This window comes from Roseateles sp. P4_D2 (genome assembly GCF_056401875.1).
In genome coordinates this window covers 1-16,094 of the sequence record NZ_JBFUIM010000012.1, presented here as the reverse complement: position 1 = coordinate 16,094, position 16,094 = coordinate 1, and the positions used below count along the sequence as shown (strand labels likewise).

Here is a 16,094-nt window from a genome sequence, read left to right as displayed (position 1 = left end):
CTCAGGCGGCGTCGAGCACCCGCTGCGCGACCGCTGCGGCCATCTGCCGCCCGCCGCGCGCGGCGCCATCTTCAGCACGCCGGTCATCGGTCGGCGCATCCGCCAGGGCCTCGCGCAGCGCCTGGGTCAAGTCGCCTTGCCAGAGCCGCCGCACGCCGCCCATCGCCACGTAGTTGCCCACACCCGGCGCAAACACCGGGTTGGATTCGGACAGCTCCGCCAGCAGCGCCTCGGGCAGTTTGGTGACGCGGGCCATGGCCGGCAAACGCATGACGCGGATCTCGGCCTCGGGCAGTGCGTCGCAGGCGTCGGCGATGAGGCCCGAGGTGATGAAGCCGCCGGACAAGGCTTGGTCGTAGACGAGGCCGAGCACGCGGTGGCCACGCCGGCGGGCCAGGTCGATGCACATGCCCAGATGGGCCATGGCACGGTTGATGCCGAGAAGCTCATCGCGGCGGCGCAGTTGCTGGCCTTGGGTGTCGATCAGCAGCAGGATGGCGCGGCCGGGGTGCTGGGCCATCGTGTCCAGCACTGCGCGGGCCTGGGTCAGCGCGAGCTGCACGCCGATGGGTGCGTGGTTGGTCGTGCCGATGACGGCGATGGGTTCGCCGTCGAACTCGACCTCGCCGCGCAGGAAATCACCGTCGCGCGCGATGCCGTGATCGGCGCCGAAGAGTTGGGTTGCAAGCGTCTGCCAGTCCATCAGCGGGCTCCCAGGGCCAGCACGCCGGCCACGTCGAGGTCGGGCACGTGGGAGGCGCTCTGCACGCCGAGCGAAGCCCACAACGCAATGGCTTCGGAGCCGTCGAAAGTGAGCCGCGCACTCAGCCGCGCGTGCTCGGCTTCCAGCAGTTCCAGCGTGACCGGCCGCCCCGAATCCAGCGCCGCAATGGCTGCCGCGCGGAACTCGGCCACGTCGTCTTCCACCAGCACGTCGCAGTCGCTAGTCAGCCAGCGGTGCTTGCCGCCCGTGGTGCGCCACACCAGCGCGCGGTCGCGTGAGTCGAACTCCTCGACGCCATGCGAGGCCTCGATGACCTCGGGGCCGGACATGGCCAAGCGGCCCAGGTCGCTCATGACGATGTGGTCGGCACAGCGCGCGACGATGCCCATGCCGCCGAAGCAGCCATTGGCGCCGCCGATCAGCACGACGACCGGAATGCCGGCGGCGCGAACATCGAGCAGCGCGCGCATGACCTCGGAGACGCCGATGAGGCCGGCGTTGGCCTCGTGCAGTCGCACGCCGCCGGATTCGGCCAGCAGCAGCACGGCACGCGGCTTGTCACGCAGGGCGCGCTTGAGCAGGCCGACCAGCTTGGCGCCATGCACCTCGCCGACGCCGCCGCCCATGAACTGGCCTTCCTGCGCGGCGACGAAGACCTCGCTGCCTGCCAACGTGGCGCGCCCGATGGCCACGCCGTCGTCGAAGGAAGAGGGCACGCCGAGCTGGGCGAGGTGAGGGCTGGTCAGCCGCATGGCGGGCGGCAGCCACTCGTGGAAGCTGCCGGCATCAACAACCCCGGTCAGGCGCTCGCGCGCCGAGCATTCAGCGTAGGAGGTGATCACGGCTGCAGCTCCTGCGCGGCCTGGTCCAGCCGCAGGCTGACGACGGCGGGCGTGGCGCCCATGTCGTGGATGGACAGCTGCACGCCGGCGAGCTGATGGCGCTGGTGGAAGTCGCTGACGACGGCCGACCAGATGGTGCCGAAGCCGCGCGCCGAGGTTTCGATGTGGATGCGGCAGTCGCTGCCGGCCGCGGGCTCCAGCAGCACTTCGAGGTTGCCGGAGCCGACGACGCCGACCAGCACCGGCGTGAAGCTGCCGGCGGGCCGTGTGCCGGTGAAGGCGTAGTCCAGGGTTTCGAGGCCAGGGGTGGTCATCTTGTCCTCACCAGTTGCGGAAACGCTTGGGCGGGCTGTACAGGCCACCCGAGGCGCGCACGAGGTCGCGCATGCTGCGCGCGGCCAGCAGGTTGCGCGTGGCGTCGCGCGGATCGATGCCGAGGTCGGCAGGCCGCTTGATGACACCACGGTCGCGCAGGTTCTCGACCATGCACGCATCCCGCGCCAGACCCACCGCCGTGTAGCCCGCCACGCCGCGGATGGCCTGCTCGCGCTCCTCGTCGCTGCGGCACAGCAGCAGGTTGGCGATGCCTTCCTCGGTCAGGATGTGGCTGACGTCGTCGCCGTAGATCATGATCGGCGGCAGGGCCATGCCGGCTTGTTCCTGCAGCGTCCACGCGTCGAGGCGTTCGACAAACGCGGGCTGCATGTGCTCGCGGAAGGTCTCCACCATCTGCACAACCAGCTTCTGGCCACGAGGCGTGCCGGCGGCGCCTTGCCTTCCCGCACGGGCCTCGGCACCGGCCTTCAGCCACGCGGGGCTGGCGTGGCGGCGGCCGCGCGCGTCGGCGCCCATATTGGGCGCGCCACCAAAGCCGGTGATGCGGCCCAGCGTCGCGGTGGAGCTGTTGCCCTGCAGGTCGATCTGCAGCGTCGAGCCGATGAAGAGGTCGCAGGCGTAATGGCCGGCGGCCTGGCAGAAGGCGCGGTTGCTGCGCAGGCTGCCGTCGGCGCCGGTGAAGAAGACGTCGGAGCGGGCGCGGATGTAGTCCTCCATGCCCAGCTCGGAACCGAAGGAGTGGATGGACTCCACCCAGCCGGCCTCGATGGCAGGAATGAGAGCAGGGTGCGGGTTCAGCGCCCAGTGCTTGCAGATCTTGCCCTTCAGCCCCAGCGACTCGGCATAGGTGGGCAGCAGCAACTCGATGGCCGCGGTGTCGAAGCCGATGCCGTGGTTCAGGCGCTGCACGCCGTACTCGGCATAGATGCCCTTGATGGCCATCATGGCCATCAGCACCTGGATCTCACTGATCTGCGCCGGGTCGCGGGTGAAGAGCGGCTCGACGAGGTTGGGGCGCGGCGCCTGCACGACGAAGTCCACCCAGTCGGCCGGGATGTCGATGCGCGGCAGCACGTCCACGATCTCGTTGACCTGGGCGATGACGATGCCACCCGAGAAGGCCGTGGCCTCGACGATGGCCGGCGTGTCTTCAGTATTGGGGCCGGTGTAGAGGTTGCCTTGCGCGTCCGCGGCATGCGCGGCCACGAGGGCAACCTTGGGCGTCAGGTCGACAAAGTAGCGCGCGAACAGTTCGAGATACGTGTGGATGGCGCCGATCTCGATGCCACCGCTGCTGACCAGCTTGGCCAGGCGCGCGCCCTGCGGGCCGGAGAAGCTGAAGTCGAGCCGCTTGGCGATGCCGCTCTCGAACACGTCCAGGTGCTCGGGCAGGGCCAGCACCGACTGCACCATGTGCAGGTCGCGCACGCGCTGCGGGTCCACCTGCGTGAGCGACTGGGCGAGGAAGTCGGCCTGCTTCTGGTTATTGCCTTCCAGGCAGACACGGTCGCCGGGCTGCAGCACGGCCTCCAGCAGCGGCACGATGGCGTCGGTCGCCACGCGCCGGCCCTGTACGCCGGTGAGTTCGGCCGCCCGCGAGAGCCGCTCGCGGCGCTGGCGGTCGCGCAGGTTCCAGGCGGGAGCATTCATGGCCGGCTCCTCAATGCGACTTGGCGGCGACGCCCATGACCGCGTCGGGCAGGGCCGTCGCGATGCCCGGGAAGATGCAGATCAGCAGCACCGCCAGCAGCATCAGGACGACGAAGGGCAGCACGCCCCAGATGATGTCGCGCAGCTCGATGTCGGGCGCGATGTTCTTGATGACGAAGATGTTCAGCCCCACCGGCGGGTGGATGAGGCCGGTCTCCATGACGATGGTCATCAGGATGCCGAACCAGATCAGGTCGAAGCCGGCAGCCTTGAGCGGCGGCAGGATGATGGGCGCCGTCATCAGGATGATGCTGACCGGCGGCAGGAAGAAGCCCAGCAGGATGACCATCAGCAGCACCGCGGCCAGCAGCACCCACTTGGACAGCTGCATGCCGACGATCCACTCCGCCGCCGACTGGCTGATGTGCAGATAGCTCATCACATAGGAGAACAGCAGCGACATGCCGATGATGAGCATCAGCATCGTCGACTCCTTCAGCGTCGACTGCAGGATGGGTGCCACGTCCTTGGGCCGCCACACGCCGTAGATGACGGCGATCAGCGCCAGCGCCAGCAGGGCACCCAGGCCGGCGGTTTCCGACGGCGTCGCGAAGCCGCCATACAGCGCCACCATGACGCCGATCAGCAGCAGCACGAAGGGCACGACGCGCGGCAGCATCTCGAACTTCTGGCGGTTGGTGAAGGTCTCGTTGGCCAGCAGCGCCGAGGCGGCACCGGTGCGCTTGTATTCGGCCTCGGCCAGCGCGTACTCCTTGCGGTAGCGCAGCGCCGCGTAGCCGGCGAACAGCGCCACCAGCAGCACGCCCGGCATGATGCCGGCCAGGAACAGCCGGCCCAGCGACTGCTCGGCCGCCACTGCGTACAGGATCATCGTGATGGACGGCGGCAGCAGGATGCCCAGGGTGCCGCCGGCAGCGATGATGCCGGCCGCAAAGCCGGGCGAGTAGCCGCGCTTGCGCATCTCCGGGATGCCGGCGCTGCCGATGGCCGAGCAGGTGGCCGGGCTGGAGCCGGCCATGGCCGCGAACAGCGCGCAGGCGAACACATTGGCAATACCCAGGCCGCCGGGGATGCGGCCCATCCACACGTGCATGGCGGCGTACAGGTCCTGGCCCGCGCGCGATTTGCCGATGGCCGCGCCTTTCAAGATGAAGAGGGGAATGGACAGCAGCGTGATGCTGGCCATCTCCTCGTAGACGTTCTGCGTGACCGTGTCCAGCGCCGAGGCCGGCATGAAGATGGCCATGAACAGCACCGCGACGCTGCCGAGCGCGAACGCGATCGGCGCGCCCGAGAACATGAACAGCAGCGTGACGACGCCGAACAGCGAGCCGAGGACGAGCATGCTCATGCTGCGACTCCTGAATTGGATTTGAAGAGGCCGTTCACGCGCGCCGTGAGCTGCACCAGCAGCTGCAGGCTCAGCAGCGTCATGCCCACGGACATCAGGCCGTAGGGAATCGACAGCGGCGGGGCCCAGGAAGACGAGGTGGTCTGGCCGTCGACCCAGGCCTCGTGGAACAGCGTCCACGACTTCCAGGCGAAGAAGGCGCAGAAGGCGGTGCCCATCAGGTCCACGAGCATCAGGCGCAGGCGGTTCACGGCGCGGGGCAGCAGGCCGGCGATGGCCTCGATGCCGACGTGGCCGCGCAGCGACTGCACGAAGGCGCCGCACAGGAAGGTGGCGCCGACCAGGCAGAAAACCGCCGCCTCGTCCTGCCAATCCGTCGACGCCTTCATCACATAGCGCGACACGACGCTGTAGGTCAGCACGCAGGACGCCACCAGCAGGGCCAGCATGCCGAGCACGACCATGGCGTGGTTGATGAAGTTCAAGCCGCGCGCGATGGGGCGCAGCAGGGCGGGCGTGTCTGGGTCGATGCCGGCGACCGCCGCCGGTCCCATTTCGAATCCGTGACTCATGGCGTGCTCACAGCAGCTTCTGAGCGGCCTTGAGGATGGCGGCGCAGGATTCGTTCTTCTCGCCGAAGTCCTTCCACGCGGTGTCGCGTGCGATGGCCTGCCACTTCTTCAGCGTCGGCTCGTCCATGTCGTAGACCTTGGCGCCGGCCTTGGCGTAGATTGCGGCGGCGGTCTGGTCGTCGGCCTTGGCGGCATCGCGGGCAAAGACTTCCAGCTCGGCGCCCACCGCCATGACGATGTCCTGCTGGGCCTTGGGCAGCTTGTTGAAGACCTCCTTGGAGATCATCAGCGGCTCGAACATGAACCAGTAGGTGCGCTGGCGGCCCGAGGTCAGGTGCTTGGCGATCTCTTCGAGCTTGAAGGAGATGAAGCTGGTCGACGAGGTCATGGCCGCATCCATGGCGCCGGTCTGCATGGCGGCGTAGATCTCGTTGGACGGCAGCGTGATGACCGAGGCGCCGGCCTGCTTCAGCATCATGTCCATCTCGCGGCTGCCGCCGCGCACCTTCAGGCCCTTGGCGTCGTCCGGCGTCACCAGCGGCCGTGCCCGGCTGGCCACGCCGCCGGCCTGCCAGACCCAGCTGACGATGAGGACGCCCTTGTCGTCCAGCACCTTGGACAACAGCTTGCCCACCTCCGCCGTCTTCCACGCCGCGCCCTGCTCGTAGCTGGGCACCAGGGCCGGCATCAGCCCGGCATTGGTCTCGGCCACCTCGCCGCCGGCATAGGACAGCGGCACCAGGCTCATGTCCAGCGCGCCCTTGCGCAGGGCCGAGAACTGGGCATTGGTCTTCATCAGCGACGAGCCCGGGTAGACCGAGGCCTTCAATGCGCCGCTGCTGCGCTTCTCCACCTCGGCGGCGAACTTGCGGCACAAGCGGTCGCGGAAGTCGCCCTCGGTGAGCGTGCCGCTGGGGAACTGGTGCGAGATCTTCAGCGCGCCCGCCTGGGCGTGGGCGCTGGGCAGCCAGAGGGAGGTGGTGGTGCCAGCGGTGGCGGCCAGCCATTGACGGCGATTGAGGGTCACTTGATGTCTCCAGGTCCGCCATTCAGTGGCGGTATGCGGCCGCAGTGTGGGAGCGGCCCTCGGGACGATCAATCAACCTCGCCGGCCGACGTTTACGCCGACCGCAACGATTCTGGGTAAACCCTGAACGCGACGAACGATTTCACTGCGGGCGCCCCAGTGCCCAACTGCGCTCGCCCAGACCGTTGTCGGAGCCCGCGATGCGGCCTTGCGTGACGACGCCCTCGGCGGTCCACACATGCCCGGCTTTGGTCGGCGCGCTGGTGCTGCCGGTCGGGCAGCTGACGGTCATCGTCGAATCCCACAGCGTGGCCAGGTCCAGCTTGTAGCGCGCCGGGCTGGTGGATTCATCGACGATGAGCTGGCCGGTGGCCTGGGCCTGCGCGAGCGGGATGTGCGTGGGCGTGACTGTGTGTTGGCAGACCGGATCCACCACCGTGTAGAGGTGCTCGGCATTGCCGGTGGGGTGGTAGACGCGGCGGGTCGCGGTGCTCTGCGCGGCATCAAGGGTCCAACGCGTGTCGAGGTTGTACTTGTGGCCAGCCCCGAGATCGCCGACGAAGGCCTCCAGTTTGCCGACCCAGGCATCTTCGGTGACGCGGATCTTCGCGCTCAGCGCCAGACGGCGCCCGTTGCTGTTGTTGACGCTCTGGAAACGCAGCGTGAGCGGATTGGTGGCGGGCACCTGGGCGGGCGCGGTGTAGACGATGCCGGTCTGGGGCTCAAGGGCCAGCGTTCCCAGGGTGGCGGCGGGCGTGGTGCTGCCTTCCAGCGTCCACTGGCGCTGGAAGCCGGCCCTGGTATTCAGCACCGGCACCTGCACGTCGCGCAGCACCGGCGTGGGCAGGCAGAACTCCTCGCCAGTCTGCGTCTCACAGGGCTGGCTGCCGCGCATCACATAGATGCTGACGGGCACGAAGCGCTGGCTGCCGAGGGTGCGCACGCTGGCCGAGGCGGGCACGAGCTTGTGCGCTTTCACGCGCACGAACTGGCCCTTCACGCCGCGTACCGAGGTGGCCGCCGCACGGGCCAGCTGCGCGGACACCGCGGGCTGCTCCTCCACCCACAGGCTGGGCGGCAGGCTGACCTGCAACAGACGCTGGCCCTCGTCATGGGCGGCCAGCGGCAGCAGCCACCAGCTGCCATCGGCCTGGCGCAGCGCGATGCGGTCCTGCAGCACCTCGTCGACGTCCTCGTCGGCGCCGTAACGCATCGACAGCGTCAGCGTGCGGGCCGGGCGCTCGGGCAGGCTGAAGCTCAACCCCGGGCCGATGCCGTCGGCCAGCGGATTGGTGACGGGCTGCAGTGTCGCGGTGCCGGCCTGGCTCAGGCTGCCGGCGGGGAGGTCGAGCTGCAGGCTGCCGTCCGCCAGGCGCAGGCTGGTTGTCGTCGGCTTGTAGGGCAGCGGGATGCCCGCGCCCACGGCCGTCGGGGCCGCGGTCGTCAGCACCGCCTCGCTGCCGGTGCGGGCGGTTGCCGTGGCCAGCACGCTGCCGTCGGCGCGACTGAGGCGATAGGTGTAAGCGGTGTCGGCACCGAGCCCACTGTCCAGCCAGAGGCCCGCGCCGCTGTCCACCTCGGCGACGAGGGCGTAGTCGCCACCGTCTTCGCGGCGGCGCTCCAGGCGCCAGGCGGTACCCGCATTGCCGCCGGTCCAGGAGACGGTGGCGTGTTGCGCCGAGCCGGACAGCGCCGACATCTGCGCGTCGGGGGCCGGTGTGGACGGGGTGGGCGGGATTGTGGGCGTGCCCGGATTTCCGGGCGTGGCCGGGTCGGAACCACCGCCGCAGCCGGCGAGGATGAACAGGGCGGCACACAGGGGTGCCAGGCGTCGAGACGAGAACATGAGGGCTCCAGTAAGGTTGCGGCGGCGCGTCGGGGCTCAGAGCCAGTGGCGCATCAGCACGACGTCGAGGTCGCTGTTGCCGCTGGCTTCGCCGGCCTGCAGCACGCGCACCGTGGGCACGCGCTCGTCGGGCTGCAGGGCCAAGGCGCGGCCGCTGTCGGTGCGGATGCCGCTGGCCACCGCGGTGACGCGGATGCCGTTGGGTGAGAAGCCGGTGTCGCGGCTGCCGTCGGCGTTCAGGCGCAGCAGCACGGTGTCGGCGCTGGAGCTGTTGCCGGTGTACATCCAGCCGCCGAGCAGCAGCCGGCCGTCGGCCTGCTGCACGAGGGCGGTGGCTTCGTCCCAGTTGTCGGCGCTGACGGCGACGACGGCACGGCCCCCGGTGCCAAAGCTTGTGTCCAGGTTGCCGTTGGGCAGCAAGCGCACGGCGGCGAAATCGTGGTCGCGGTGGCCGGCCAGCACTAGCTTGCCGTCGGCCGTGACGACGACGCCGCGAGCGGCGCCGGTGATGCTGCCGAACAGGCTGCGCACGATGCCGGCGGTGCCAAAGCCGGCATCCAGCGTGCCGTCGGCGCGGTAGGCGGCGGCGATGAAGTCTCCCTCGCCGCCGGCGGCGACGATGCGCGACACGCCCGCCGCGGTCTGCAGCGCCAGCGCATAGATGGTCTCGCGCGCGCCGTCGCTGCCGATGGCGGTCAGCACCTTGCCGCCGTTGCCGAAGCTGGCGTCGAGGCTACCGTCGGCGTTGTAGCGGGCCATTGCGAAGTCGCTGCCGTTGGCGCCCTGGCTGCTGTCGCCGCCGAGGACGATCTTGCCGTCGGGCTGCAGCAGCAGGGCGTAGGCCTTGTCGGCGCCGTTGCCGAAGGAGGTCGTCACGAGGCCGCCGCTGCCGAAGCTCGTGTCCAGCATGCCATCGGCGTTGTAGCGGGCCAGTGCGAAGTCGTAGCCGGTGGCGCCCTGGTCGCTGCTGCCGGCAACGAGGATCTTGCCGTCGGCCTGCACGGCCACGGCCTGGGCCTCATCGCTGCGGCCGCCGTTGTTGAACGCGGTGCTGACCTTGCCACCGTTGCCGAAGCTCGGGTCCAGGCCGCCGTCGCGCAGGCGGCGTACCAGCATGAAGTCGGTGCCGGTGGTGGCACTGAAGACACCGAAGCCGGCCACGACGGCCTTGCCGTCGGCCTGCACCGTCACGCCGCGCACGTAGTCGTCGGTGATGCCGCCCGGCGTCACCAGCGTGCCGCCACCGAAGCTGGTGTCGATGTCACCCGCCTGGCCGCGCACCGTCACCGTCAGGGGCTTGCTGGCGTTGGCCGTGCCGCCAGCGCCCTTGATCGTGACGCTGGTCGGCAGCGAGTGCGGTGCCGTGGTGGCTGCCTGCAGCGTCAGCGTGCCGGCGTTGCTGCCGGCGGGCACGCTGAGCACCGCGGTCGCCGCACCGGCGGGCATGCCCTCGGCGCTGAACTGGATGGCATCGGTGAAGCCGGCGTCGCGCTGCACGGCGACGGCGACGCTGGCCTGCTGGCCCTGCCAGACGATGGCCTTGCTCGTGTCCAGCGTGAAGCTGAACCCAGCTGCGGCGGGCGGCGGTGTGGTGGGCGTCGGCGTTTGCGGCGTGGGAGCCGGGCTGCCGGTGGCGGCATCGGTGCCGCCACCGCCACAGGCGGTCAACGCAGCGGCGATCAGCAAGGAGAGGGGGAAACGGGAAGCAGTGGTGGTCATGTGGACTCCGGTCGATTGGGGTGGCGGCACTGTGCCGACCGGGTGCGCGGCTGCCATCCGCCCGACAGGCCATGGCGGCGCTCATCGGAGAGCCATGCATGCCACGGCCGCGATGGCTCTTCAGAGCGATGACAGCGCCCTGGCGGGTCGCAACACTGGCGCCTCGCTATCGCCATCCGTCGACCATGAATCCCTCATTCCGCTTCGACCTTCAGATGCCAGTCACCAAGGCCCTGCGCCTGTTCCTGAACGACACCTTGCCGCGCGCTGCTGCCGCGATGAGCACGTTGGCGCTGCTGGCCGTGCCGCAGCCCGCCGCCGCTGCCATCGACTGCTGGGTGGATGCGGAGCACCCCACCACGGCGGACCAGCGCCGCGTCACCGACCCCGCCGTCGCCCCGATGCGGCAGGCGCTGCAACGGGTCAACGCGATCCTCCATGCCCAGCGGGAACTGCACGAGCTGCCGCGCACGCGGCTGCGCAGCAGCTGGCAGGTGGGTGGCCAATGGGACGCACCCGCGCGCAGCGGCAGCCTGCTGCTGCGCGACCACCGCGAAAGCATGTGGCTGCCCGGCCGCTGCGACGTCAACCCCAAGGCCAACCGTCTCGGGCCGATGGCCGCGGTGGTGGTGGCCATCAACGCGCCCACCAGCTTCTTCGAGTCGCCCCACGCCGAGTTGCGCGACGAACAGCTGCAGGCCTGGCGAGAGCTGCCCGCCACCGGGCAACTCAACAGCTACACGCTGTACGGCGGCCATCAGCTGGTGTTCACGCGCGGTGGCCGCCTGCCTTGGGTGGCGGTGACCACCGCCGAGTACGTGGACTTCACGCTGCGCGACCTGAAGCGCCGCATGCAGGAGGACAGCAGCGCCCGCGCGGGCCTGCCGGCCGAGGGCGACACTGCCGCGCGCGAGGCCTTTGACGAAGCCCAGGTGCAGAAGGTGACCGCCGGCCTGCGCAAGGTGGACCCGGCCGCGGCCGAAAAGATGACTGTCGAGTTGCGCGACCAACTGCGCGCCACCCGCGAAGCCGAGGCACGCACGGCCCGCCGCAAGGCAGCCGCCGGTGTCGACGCCAACCCGCTGCAGACCATGCTTCGCCGCGTCGAGGTCTGGCGCGCCGGCCTGTCGCCGCAGCAACTGGCTGCGCCTGCGCTGCTGGGCCTGAACGGGCTGCACGACGCCGCCGTGCCGCTGGACCGCTACCCGCGCTTGGTCAAGCCCGACCCGGATTTTCCATGGGACCGCAACCACCCTGGCCGGCCGCAGATGCTGAAGGTGGCCGTGAATGGCGGCGACGTCTTCACCGAACCGATGCAGCGCGTGCTGCAGCAGCTCGACCTGAAGGCGCTGCAGGCGCTGGTCGATTGACCGAAGGTTCTTGAGAAGCGTGCCGACTCGGTGGGCGGCAGTCCCTACCCACCGTGCCCCGGCATCAACGGCGGCGGGAGGTTGGCTTCCAGCTCCGCCGTGTGGCTGCGGCAGGCGGCCAGCAGCGACAGCAGGTTGGGGTCACGCTCCCGCGTGCGCAGGAAGACGACACTGATCTTCTGCCTCATCTGGTAGCGCGCCGCCAGCGGCACGAGGCAGACGCTGCGCGGCAGCACGCCGCGCACGCGGCCGGGCAGCAGCGTGCAGCCGATGCCGCCGCCCACCAGGTTCATCAGCGAGAAGATGTCGCTGGTGGTCATGACGACGTTGGGCTCGAAGCCCGCCACCTGGAAGGCTTCGACGAAGCGGTCGCGCGTCACATAGCCTTCGTTCAGCGACACGAAACGCTCGTCCGCGCAGGCGCCCAAGTCCACCTCGGTCTGGCGGGCGTAGGCCGAGTCGGCAGGTGCGGCGAAGAAGATCTCGTCCTCGAACAGCAGCTGCGACTCGACGTCCGCCGCGCCCTCGGGAAAGCCCATCACCGTCGCGTCCACGGCGCCGTCACGCAGCTTGCGCAGCAGGTCGCTGTTGGAGCCCAGCACCAGCTCGGTCTGGATGTCGGGCTTGCGCAGGCGCAGCGCCATGATGAGGGCCGGCACGGTGCCGCTGGTCAGCGAGTACAGCGAGCCGATGCGGATGCGATCGGCCGCGTAGCCAGCGATCTCGCGCGTGGCGCGGATGCCGTGGGCCATCGCCTGCAGCACCTCGCGGGCCACGTCGGCCAGTGCGTGGGCCGCGTCATTGGGCTGCAGGTTGCGGCCCTCCAGCCGGAACAGGCTGCAGCGCGTGCCCGTCTCCAGAGAATGCAGCGCCCGGTGCACGCTGACCGCGCTGATGCCCAGCCGCTCCGCCGCCCGCGCGAGATTGCCGCTCTCCATGAAGGCCAGCAGGATCTCCAACTTGCGGAAGGTGATCTCTTCGTCGATGCGATGGAGCATGCCGGGCGTCCTGGGGCGGCGTCAGATGTGCGCTGCGGCCAATCCACCCAGCACGATGCCGATGCCGCCCGCGGCGATGGTGGCCCATTCCATCCAGCGGCGCTTGGTCAGCAGCGCGATGGCGGCCAGCGCGATGGACACCTGCAGCGCCGTCGTCGCCTGGGCCCAGCGGTGATGCATGTGCAGCTGCGCCTCGCTCTTCTCGTCGAAGTGCTTGGACTCGGCTTCCAGCGCCTCGGCAGCCAGCTTGATGTCGGCCTTTTCCTTCTCGTAGCGGGCGACCTTGTCGCGGTACTTGGTCTTGGCTTCTTCGCTAGGGCTCAGCTCCAGCGCGAGCTCCGCGAGGTTCTGCTTGCTGCTCTTGGACTGGTAGTAGTTCCACTGGTTGCCGGCCTCGGTCTTCTTGATGGCCGCATCGTTCTTCAGGATGCCGGCATTGGCCTGGGTCGCGCCGCCCATGTACGAGAAGCCGGCGCCGAGCGTGGCCAGGATGGCGGTGATGACGGCCAATTGGCCGGCAAAGCCCTTGGCATCGTGCTGGGCCGCATGCTCCAGCTCGTGCTCGTGCGGGCCGTGGACGTGGAAGCCGTGTCCGGACATGGGGTTACTCCTTGAGAACGTAGTCAACAAAATCGAAACGAAGACCGTTGGCGCCGGCGTGCGGCTCGCGTCGGTCTTCGATGAAGCGGTCGCGCGGCCAAGCCGGGAAATGCCGGTCCGCATCTGGGAAGACGGCATCCACCTCGGTCAGCGCCAGCTTGTCAGCCCGCGGCAAGGCCAGCGCGTAGATCTCGCCGCCGCCGATGACGCAGGCCTCGGGCGCGTCCTGGCAGGCGGCCAGCGCCGCATCCAGGCTCGCAAACACCTCGGCACCGGGCAGTTCGACCCCCGAACGGCTGATGACGAGATTGCGGCGGCCCGGGAGCGGGCGGAACTTCGGGGGTATCGAGTCCCAGGTCTTGCGGCCCATGACGACGGGCTTGCCCAAGGTCAGCGCCTTGAAGTGCGCCATGTCCTCGGGGAGGTGCCAGAGCAGCGCGTTGTTGCGCCCGATCGCGCCGTCTTTCGCAACGGCTGCCACCAGCGTGACCTTGCTCATACGGCCACCGGCGCCTTGATGGCCGGGTGCGGGTCGTAGCCGCTCAGCTCGAAGTCCTCGAACTCGTAATCAAAGATCGACGCCGGCCGGCGCTTGATCGTCATCGTCGGGTAGGGCCGCGGCTCGCGGGCGAGCTGGGCCTGCACCTGCTCGACGTGGTTGTCGTAGATGTGGCAGTCGCCACCGGTCCAGATGAAGTCGCCCAAGGCAAGGTCGCACTGCTGAGCCAGCATCATCGTCAGCAGCGCGTATGACGCAATATTGAACGGTTTTGCACTATCCGTCGAAACGGCGATTTCGTTATCCATGTGGGCGTGGGCAGGGCCGTTCCGAGGTTGCCGGATCTTACGGGTTACCCCTGGCTTCTTGGCTTCAGGTTCTCTCTAACGCTGAGTGTGGGCAACAGGGGAACCGCCCATCGGGCGGCTGTCCACACCCTTGTGGTGTGGGCAGCCCTGTTGTCCACACGCCCCTGCCACGCCCCGCTTTGTTGGAGCCTGCCTACACCGTTGCTTCGGTGCGAGCTTCCAGTCGGTCTGCGATGGCCCTGAGCTTCTTCGCCGTCACTTTAGGCGAGTCGCTAGACATCAGCTCGAGTTGCAGCCCCGCGAGCCACCGATGCCGGCGAGTCAGCTCTTCGGTGGCCAGCCTCGCTTCTCGCTGCGCGTTAAGACTGGCCCGTCGAGTGGCGGCTTCGGAAGTGCGCATCCTGCGGTCGAGCACATAGTCCAGGTAATGCTTCAGGGAGGATGGACTGGAATGCCCCATCTTGGTGGCCACGCGGGTGAGGATAGTTTCCACCCAGGAGGAGCCCGCTTCAAACTCGATGCCTTCCTCCAAGAACGCGTCCAGCATCGTCTCCACGCACTCGACTGCGAACTTCGCCCGGAGCCGATGCACGTTGGCTCGCTTCACGCCAACTTTGCGGAAAAGGCGGCCGACCAGTCCGGTGAGCGATCCGGCTTTCAGCACGTCGCCGTTGCCAGAAAGAAAGATCTCCTCAGGCTCTTTGTAGCTGGGGTTCTTCGCCTTGCATGCGGCAACCAGAGCCTTTCGAAGCGTCAGGTAGTGCTTTGTCTTCAAGAGACAGTCAGCGGACACCTTGAGAACGCCTTCTCCACCGCCCTTTCGGATGACAGCTATCGACCAGTCCTCCCCGCTTTCAAGCAGGTCCTCGAGTTGGTCCGGGTCGGGAAGCTGCGAGACGCGGATCTGTAGCAGCTCCGCCCGGCGGCCGCCGGTGTCGTGGGCCCAGCTCAAAATGGTCGAGTTCCGAATGCCGTGCCTAGCCTTAAGAGCTGCCCGATGCAGGTCCTCAATCTGGGCATCGGTCGGTGTGACGCGATTTCCGATCGAGCCGCCAGGTGTTCGGTAGAGCAGGGGCGTTATCCACCTTCCACTGCTGCTCCTCTTCGCACTGATAGCAAACTTGATGCGTCGCATGCTCTCTGGCAATGCGTCGCGCTCGTAGCAACCAACATGGTAGTCAAGAACCCCTTCCAGCTCACACCATTGGTAGTAGCTGAAGATGACCGTAAGCGAATCGTTTACACGCTCCTCCGAAACCTTCGTCACTTTCAGGAGATAGGTAGCCCACTTGATGAGGAAGCGGTCATCGACAAGATGCCAAGGGCGTTTTCGATGTCTGCAGAAGACAAGAAACGGACGAAGGGTGTCTGCGTACGTTCCAACAGTGCCTGGCTGGAGCGACCGGGCGATGAAGAGATGGCGTAGCCAATTGGCGGATGTCTGGTCGATGCCGTCAGCGAACGCAATGGTTGGGATGCCCGGATACGACACGTCGCCGATCACACAAGTCTCGTCCGTCATCAGTAGCCAGGACTGGTGAGAGCCTTCTTTGAGGGCGCGAGTCGGGACCTCGGGTAACGGGAGCCGCGACAGTACTTGCTGTACGCATTCCCTAAGAACGCGAGAAGCGTCGTCACCAAACAATCTGTCGATTTGATCAACGATGCTGCGAAGCTTCGTGTTCTGTGACAACGTTGAAACCGCGCAGCCCACCCGCGCGGCGAGTTCTTTGCGAGTCGGTCGGGCACTTCCGGCAGGAACATGACCGCGTAGCAGGTCAAGAATCAACTTTGCTCGCTCGACGAAGAGAGCAGCTTTGACTGAGTTCGCCGTCGTCTTCGACGGCGGGTCCCATAAGTTCCCGATGGTGCCCAAGGCGCTCAATTCTTGATCCTCGGGAACGCTGTCAAACCTTTGAGCTCGCGCCGAGCAGCGCTCAGATCGCCATTCAGAGCGGCCACTGTCTCATTCAGTGCAGCAACTGACCTGCCCCCAATCGCCGTACCAGTCATTGCGAGGGAGCCCTGGGGGTCAAGGGTATCGCCAGTGCGGCGGTTGAAGCTGAACCTTCCTCGACAGCCTGCTGCCGTTGAAGGCGTGCGAAGCACCTGGGTGGCATGCGGCCGATGCTCGAATGCGGCCGCACCTCGTTGTAGTCCTGTACCCAGGCCTGGATCACGACCCGGGCCTGCGCCAGCGTCTCGAACCAGTGCTCGTTGAGGCACTCGTC

General features: G+C 68.0%; 15 protein-coding genes and 1 pseudogene. 1 reads left to right on the top strand and 15 read right to left on the bottom strand.

Annotated features, from left to right (window positions below; all coding sequences use genetic code 11):
- Position 1: 1 nt before the first annotated feature.
- From AC1DW0_RS20640 to AC1DW0_RS20600, 9 genes are all read right to left on the bottom strand, one after another.
- On the bottom strand, positions 2–703 hold the full coding sequence (locus AC1DW0_RS20640) for a biotin-independent malonate decarboxylase subunit gamma (RefSeq protein WP_477947664.1): 702 nt from the start codon (positions 701–703) through the stop codon (positions 2–4).
- Positions 703–1,563 carry a biotin-independent malonate decarboxylase subunit beta gene (locus AC1DW0_RS20635; RefSeq protein WP_477947900.1) on the bottom strand — a complete coding sequence of 287 codons (861 nt, stop codon included), beginning with the start codon at positions 1,561–1,563 and terminating at the stop codon, positions 703–705. Before AC1DW0_RS20635 ends, AC1DW0_RS20640 begins: the two co-directional genes overlap by 1 nt.
- Positions 1,563–1,880: a malonate decarboxylase acyl carrier protein gene (gene mdcC / locus AC1DW0_RS20630; protein ID WP_457322086.1), complete on the bottom strand. Its 318-nt coding sequence runs from the start codon at positions 1,878–1,880 to the stop codon at positions 1,563–1,565. Before mdcC ends, AC1DW0_RS20635 begins: the two co-directional genes overlap by 1 nt.
- A 7-nt stretch (positions 1,881–1,887) precedes the next feature.
- Positions 1,888–3,552, bottom strand: coding sequence for a malonate decarboxylase subunit alpha (mdcA, locus tag AC1DW0_RS20625; protein WP_477947662.1), 1,665 nt, complete (start codon positions 3,550–3,552; stop codon positions 1,888–1,890).
- A 10-nt stretch (positions 3,553–3,562) separates the two neighbouring features.
- On the bottom strand, positions 3,563–4,924 hold the full coding sequence (locus tag AC1DW0_RS20620) for a TRAP transporter large permease (RefSeq protein WP_477947660.1): 1,362 nt from the start codon (positions 4,922–4,924) through the stop codon (positions 3,563–3,565).
- A complete protein-coding gene (locus tag AC1DW0_RS20615) occupies positions 4,921–5,496 on the bottom strand; it encodes a TRAP transporter small permease (protein ID WP_457322080.1) in 576 nt (191 codons plus the stop codon). Before AC1DW0_RS20615 ends, AC1DW0_RS20620 begins: the two co-directional genes overlap by 4 nt.
- Positions 5,497–5,503: 7 nt before the next feature.
- On the bottom strand, positions 5,504–6,523 hold the full coding sequence (gene dctP, locus AC1DW0_RS20610; RefSeq protein WP_457390467.1) for a TRAP transporter substrate-binding protein DctP: 1,020 nt from the start codon (positions 6,521–6,523) through the stop codon (positions 5,504–5,506).
- 142 nt (positions 6,524–6,665) lie between these two features.
- Positions 6,666–8,369 (bottom strand): hypothetical protein, encoded by a 1,704-nt coding sequence (locus AC1DW0_RS20605; RefSeq protein WP_477947658.1) that lies wholly within the window; start codon positions 8,367–8,369, stop codon positions 6,666–6,668.
- A 36-nt stretch (positions 8,370–8,405) separates the two neighbouring features.
- Positions 8,406–10,088 carry a delta-60 repeat domain-containing protein gene (locus AC1DW0_RS20600; protein ID WP_477947656.1) on the bottom strand — a complete coding sequence of 561 codons (1,683 nt, stop codon included), beginning with the start codon at positions 10,086–10,088 and terminating at the stop codon, positions 8,406–8,408.
- Between the two features lie 185 nt (positions 10,089–10,273).
- Here AC1DW0_RS20600 and AC1DW0_RS20595 point away from each other — a divergent pair, with 185 nt between their 5' ends.
- Entirely contained in the window at positions 10,274–11,458 is a 1,185-nt protein-coding gene (locus AC1DW0_RS20595; RefSeq protein WP_477947654.1) for a hypothetical protein, read from the top strand.
- A 44-nt stretch (positions 11,459–11,502) separates the two neighbouring features.
- Here AC1DW0_RS20595 and AC1DW0_RS20590 read toward each other — a convergent pair whose 3' ends face one another.
- From AC1DW0_RS20590 to AC1DW0_RS20565, 6 genes and pseudogenes are all read right to left on the bottom strand, one after another.
- Positions 11,503–12,456: a LysR family transcriptional regulator gene (locus AC1DW0_RS20590; RefSeq protein WP_457353100.1), complete on the bottom strand. Its 954-nt coding sequence runs from the start codon at positions 12,454–12,456 to the stop codon at positions 11,503–11,505.
- Between the two features lie 21 nt (positions 12,457–12,477).
- On the bottom strand, positions 12,478–13,056 hold the full coding sequence (locus tag AC1DW0_RS20585) for a DUF4337 domain-containing protein (RefSeq protein ID WP_056201550.1): 579 nt from the start codon (positions 13,054–13,056) through the stop codon (positions 12,478–12,480).
- A 4-nt stretch (positions 13,057–13,060) separates the two neighbouring features.
- Positions 13,061–13,555 (bottom strand): dihydrofolate reductase, encoded by a 495-nt coding sequence (locus AC1DW0_RS20580; RefSeq protein ID WP_457353098.1) that lies wholly within the window; start codon positions 13,553–13,555, stop codon positions 13,061–13,063.
- Positions 13,552–13,824 (bottom strand): annotated as a pseudogene (gene thyA, locus AC1DW0_RS20575) (thymidylate synthase); the annotation flags it as partial. The pseudogene thyA and the gene AC1DW0_RS20580, both read right to left, overlap by 4 nt.
- A gap of 232 nt (positions 13,825–14,056) precedes the next feature.
- A complete protein-coding gene (locus tag AC1DW0_RS20570; protein WP_477947651.1) occupies positions 14,057–15,748 on the bottom strand; it encodes a tyrosine-type recombinase/integrase in 1,692 nt (563 codons plus the stop codon).
- Positions 15,749–15,872: 124 nt separating this feature from the next.
- Positions 15,873–16,094 (bottom strand): integrase core domain-containing protein (locus tag AC1DW0_RS20565; protein ID WP_457353896.1); only part of this gene is annotated, 222 nt, incomplete at its 5' end.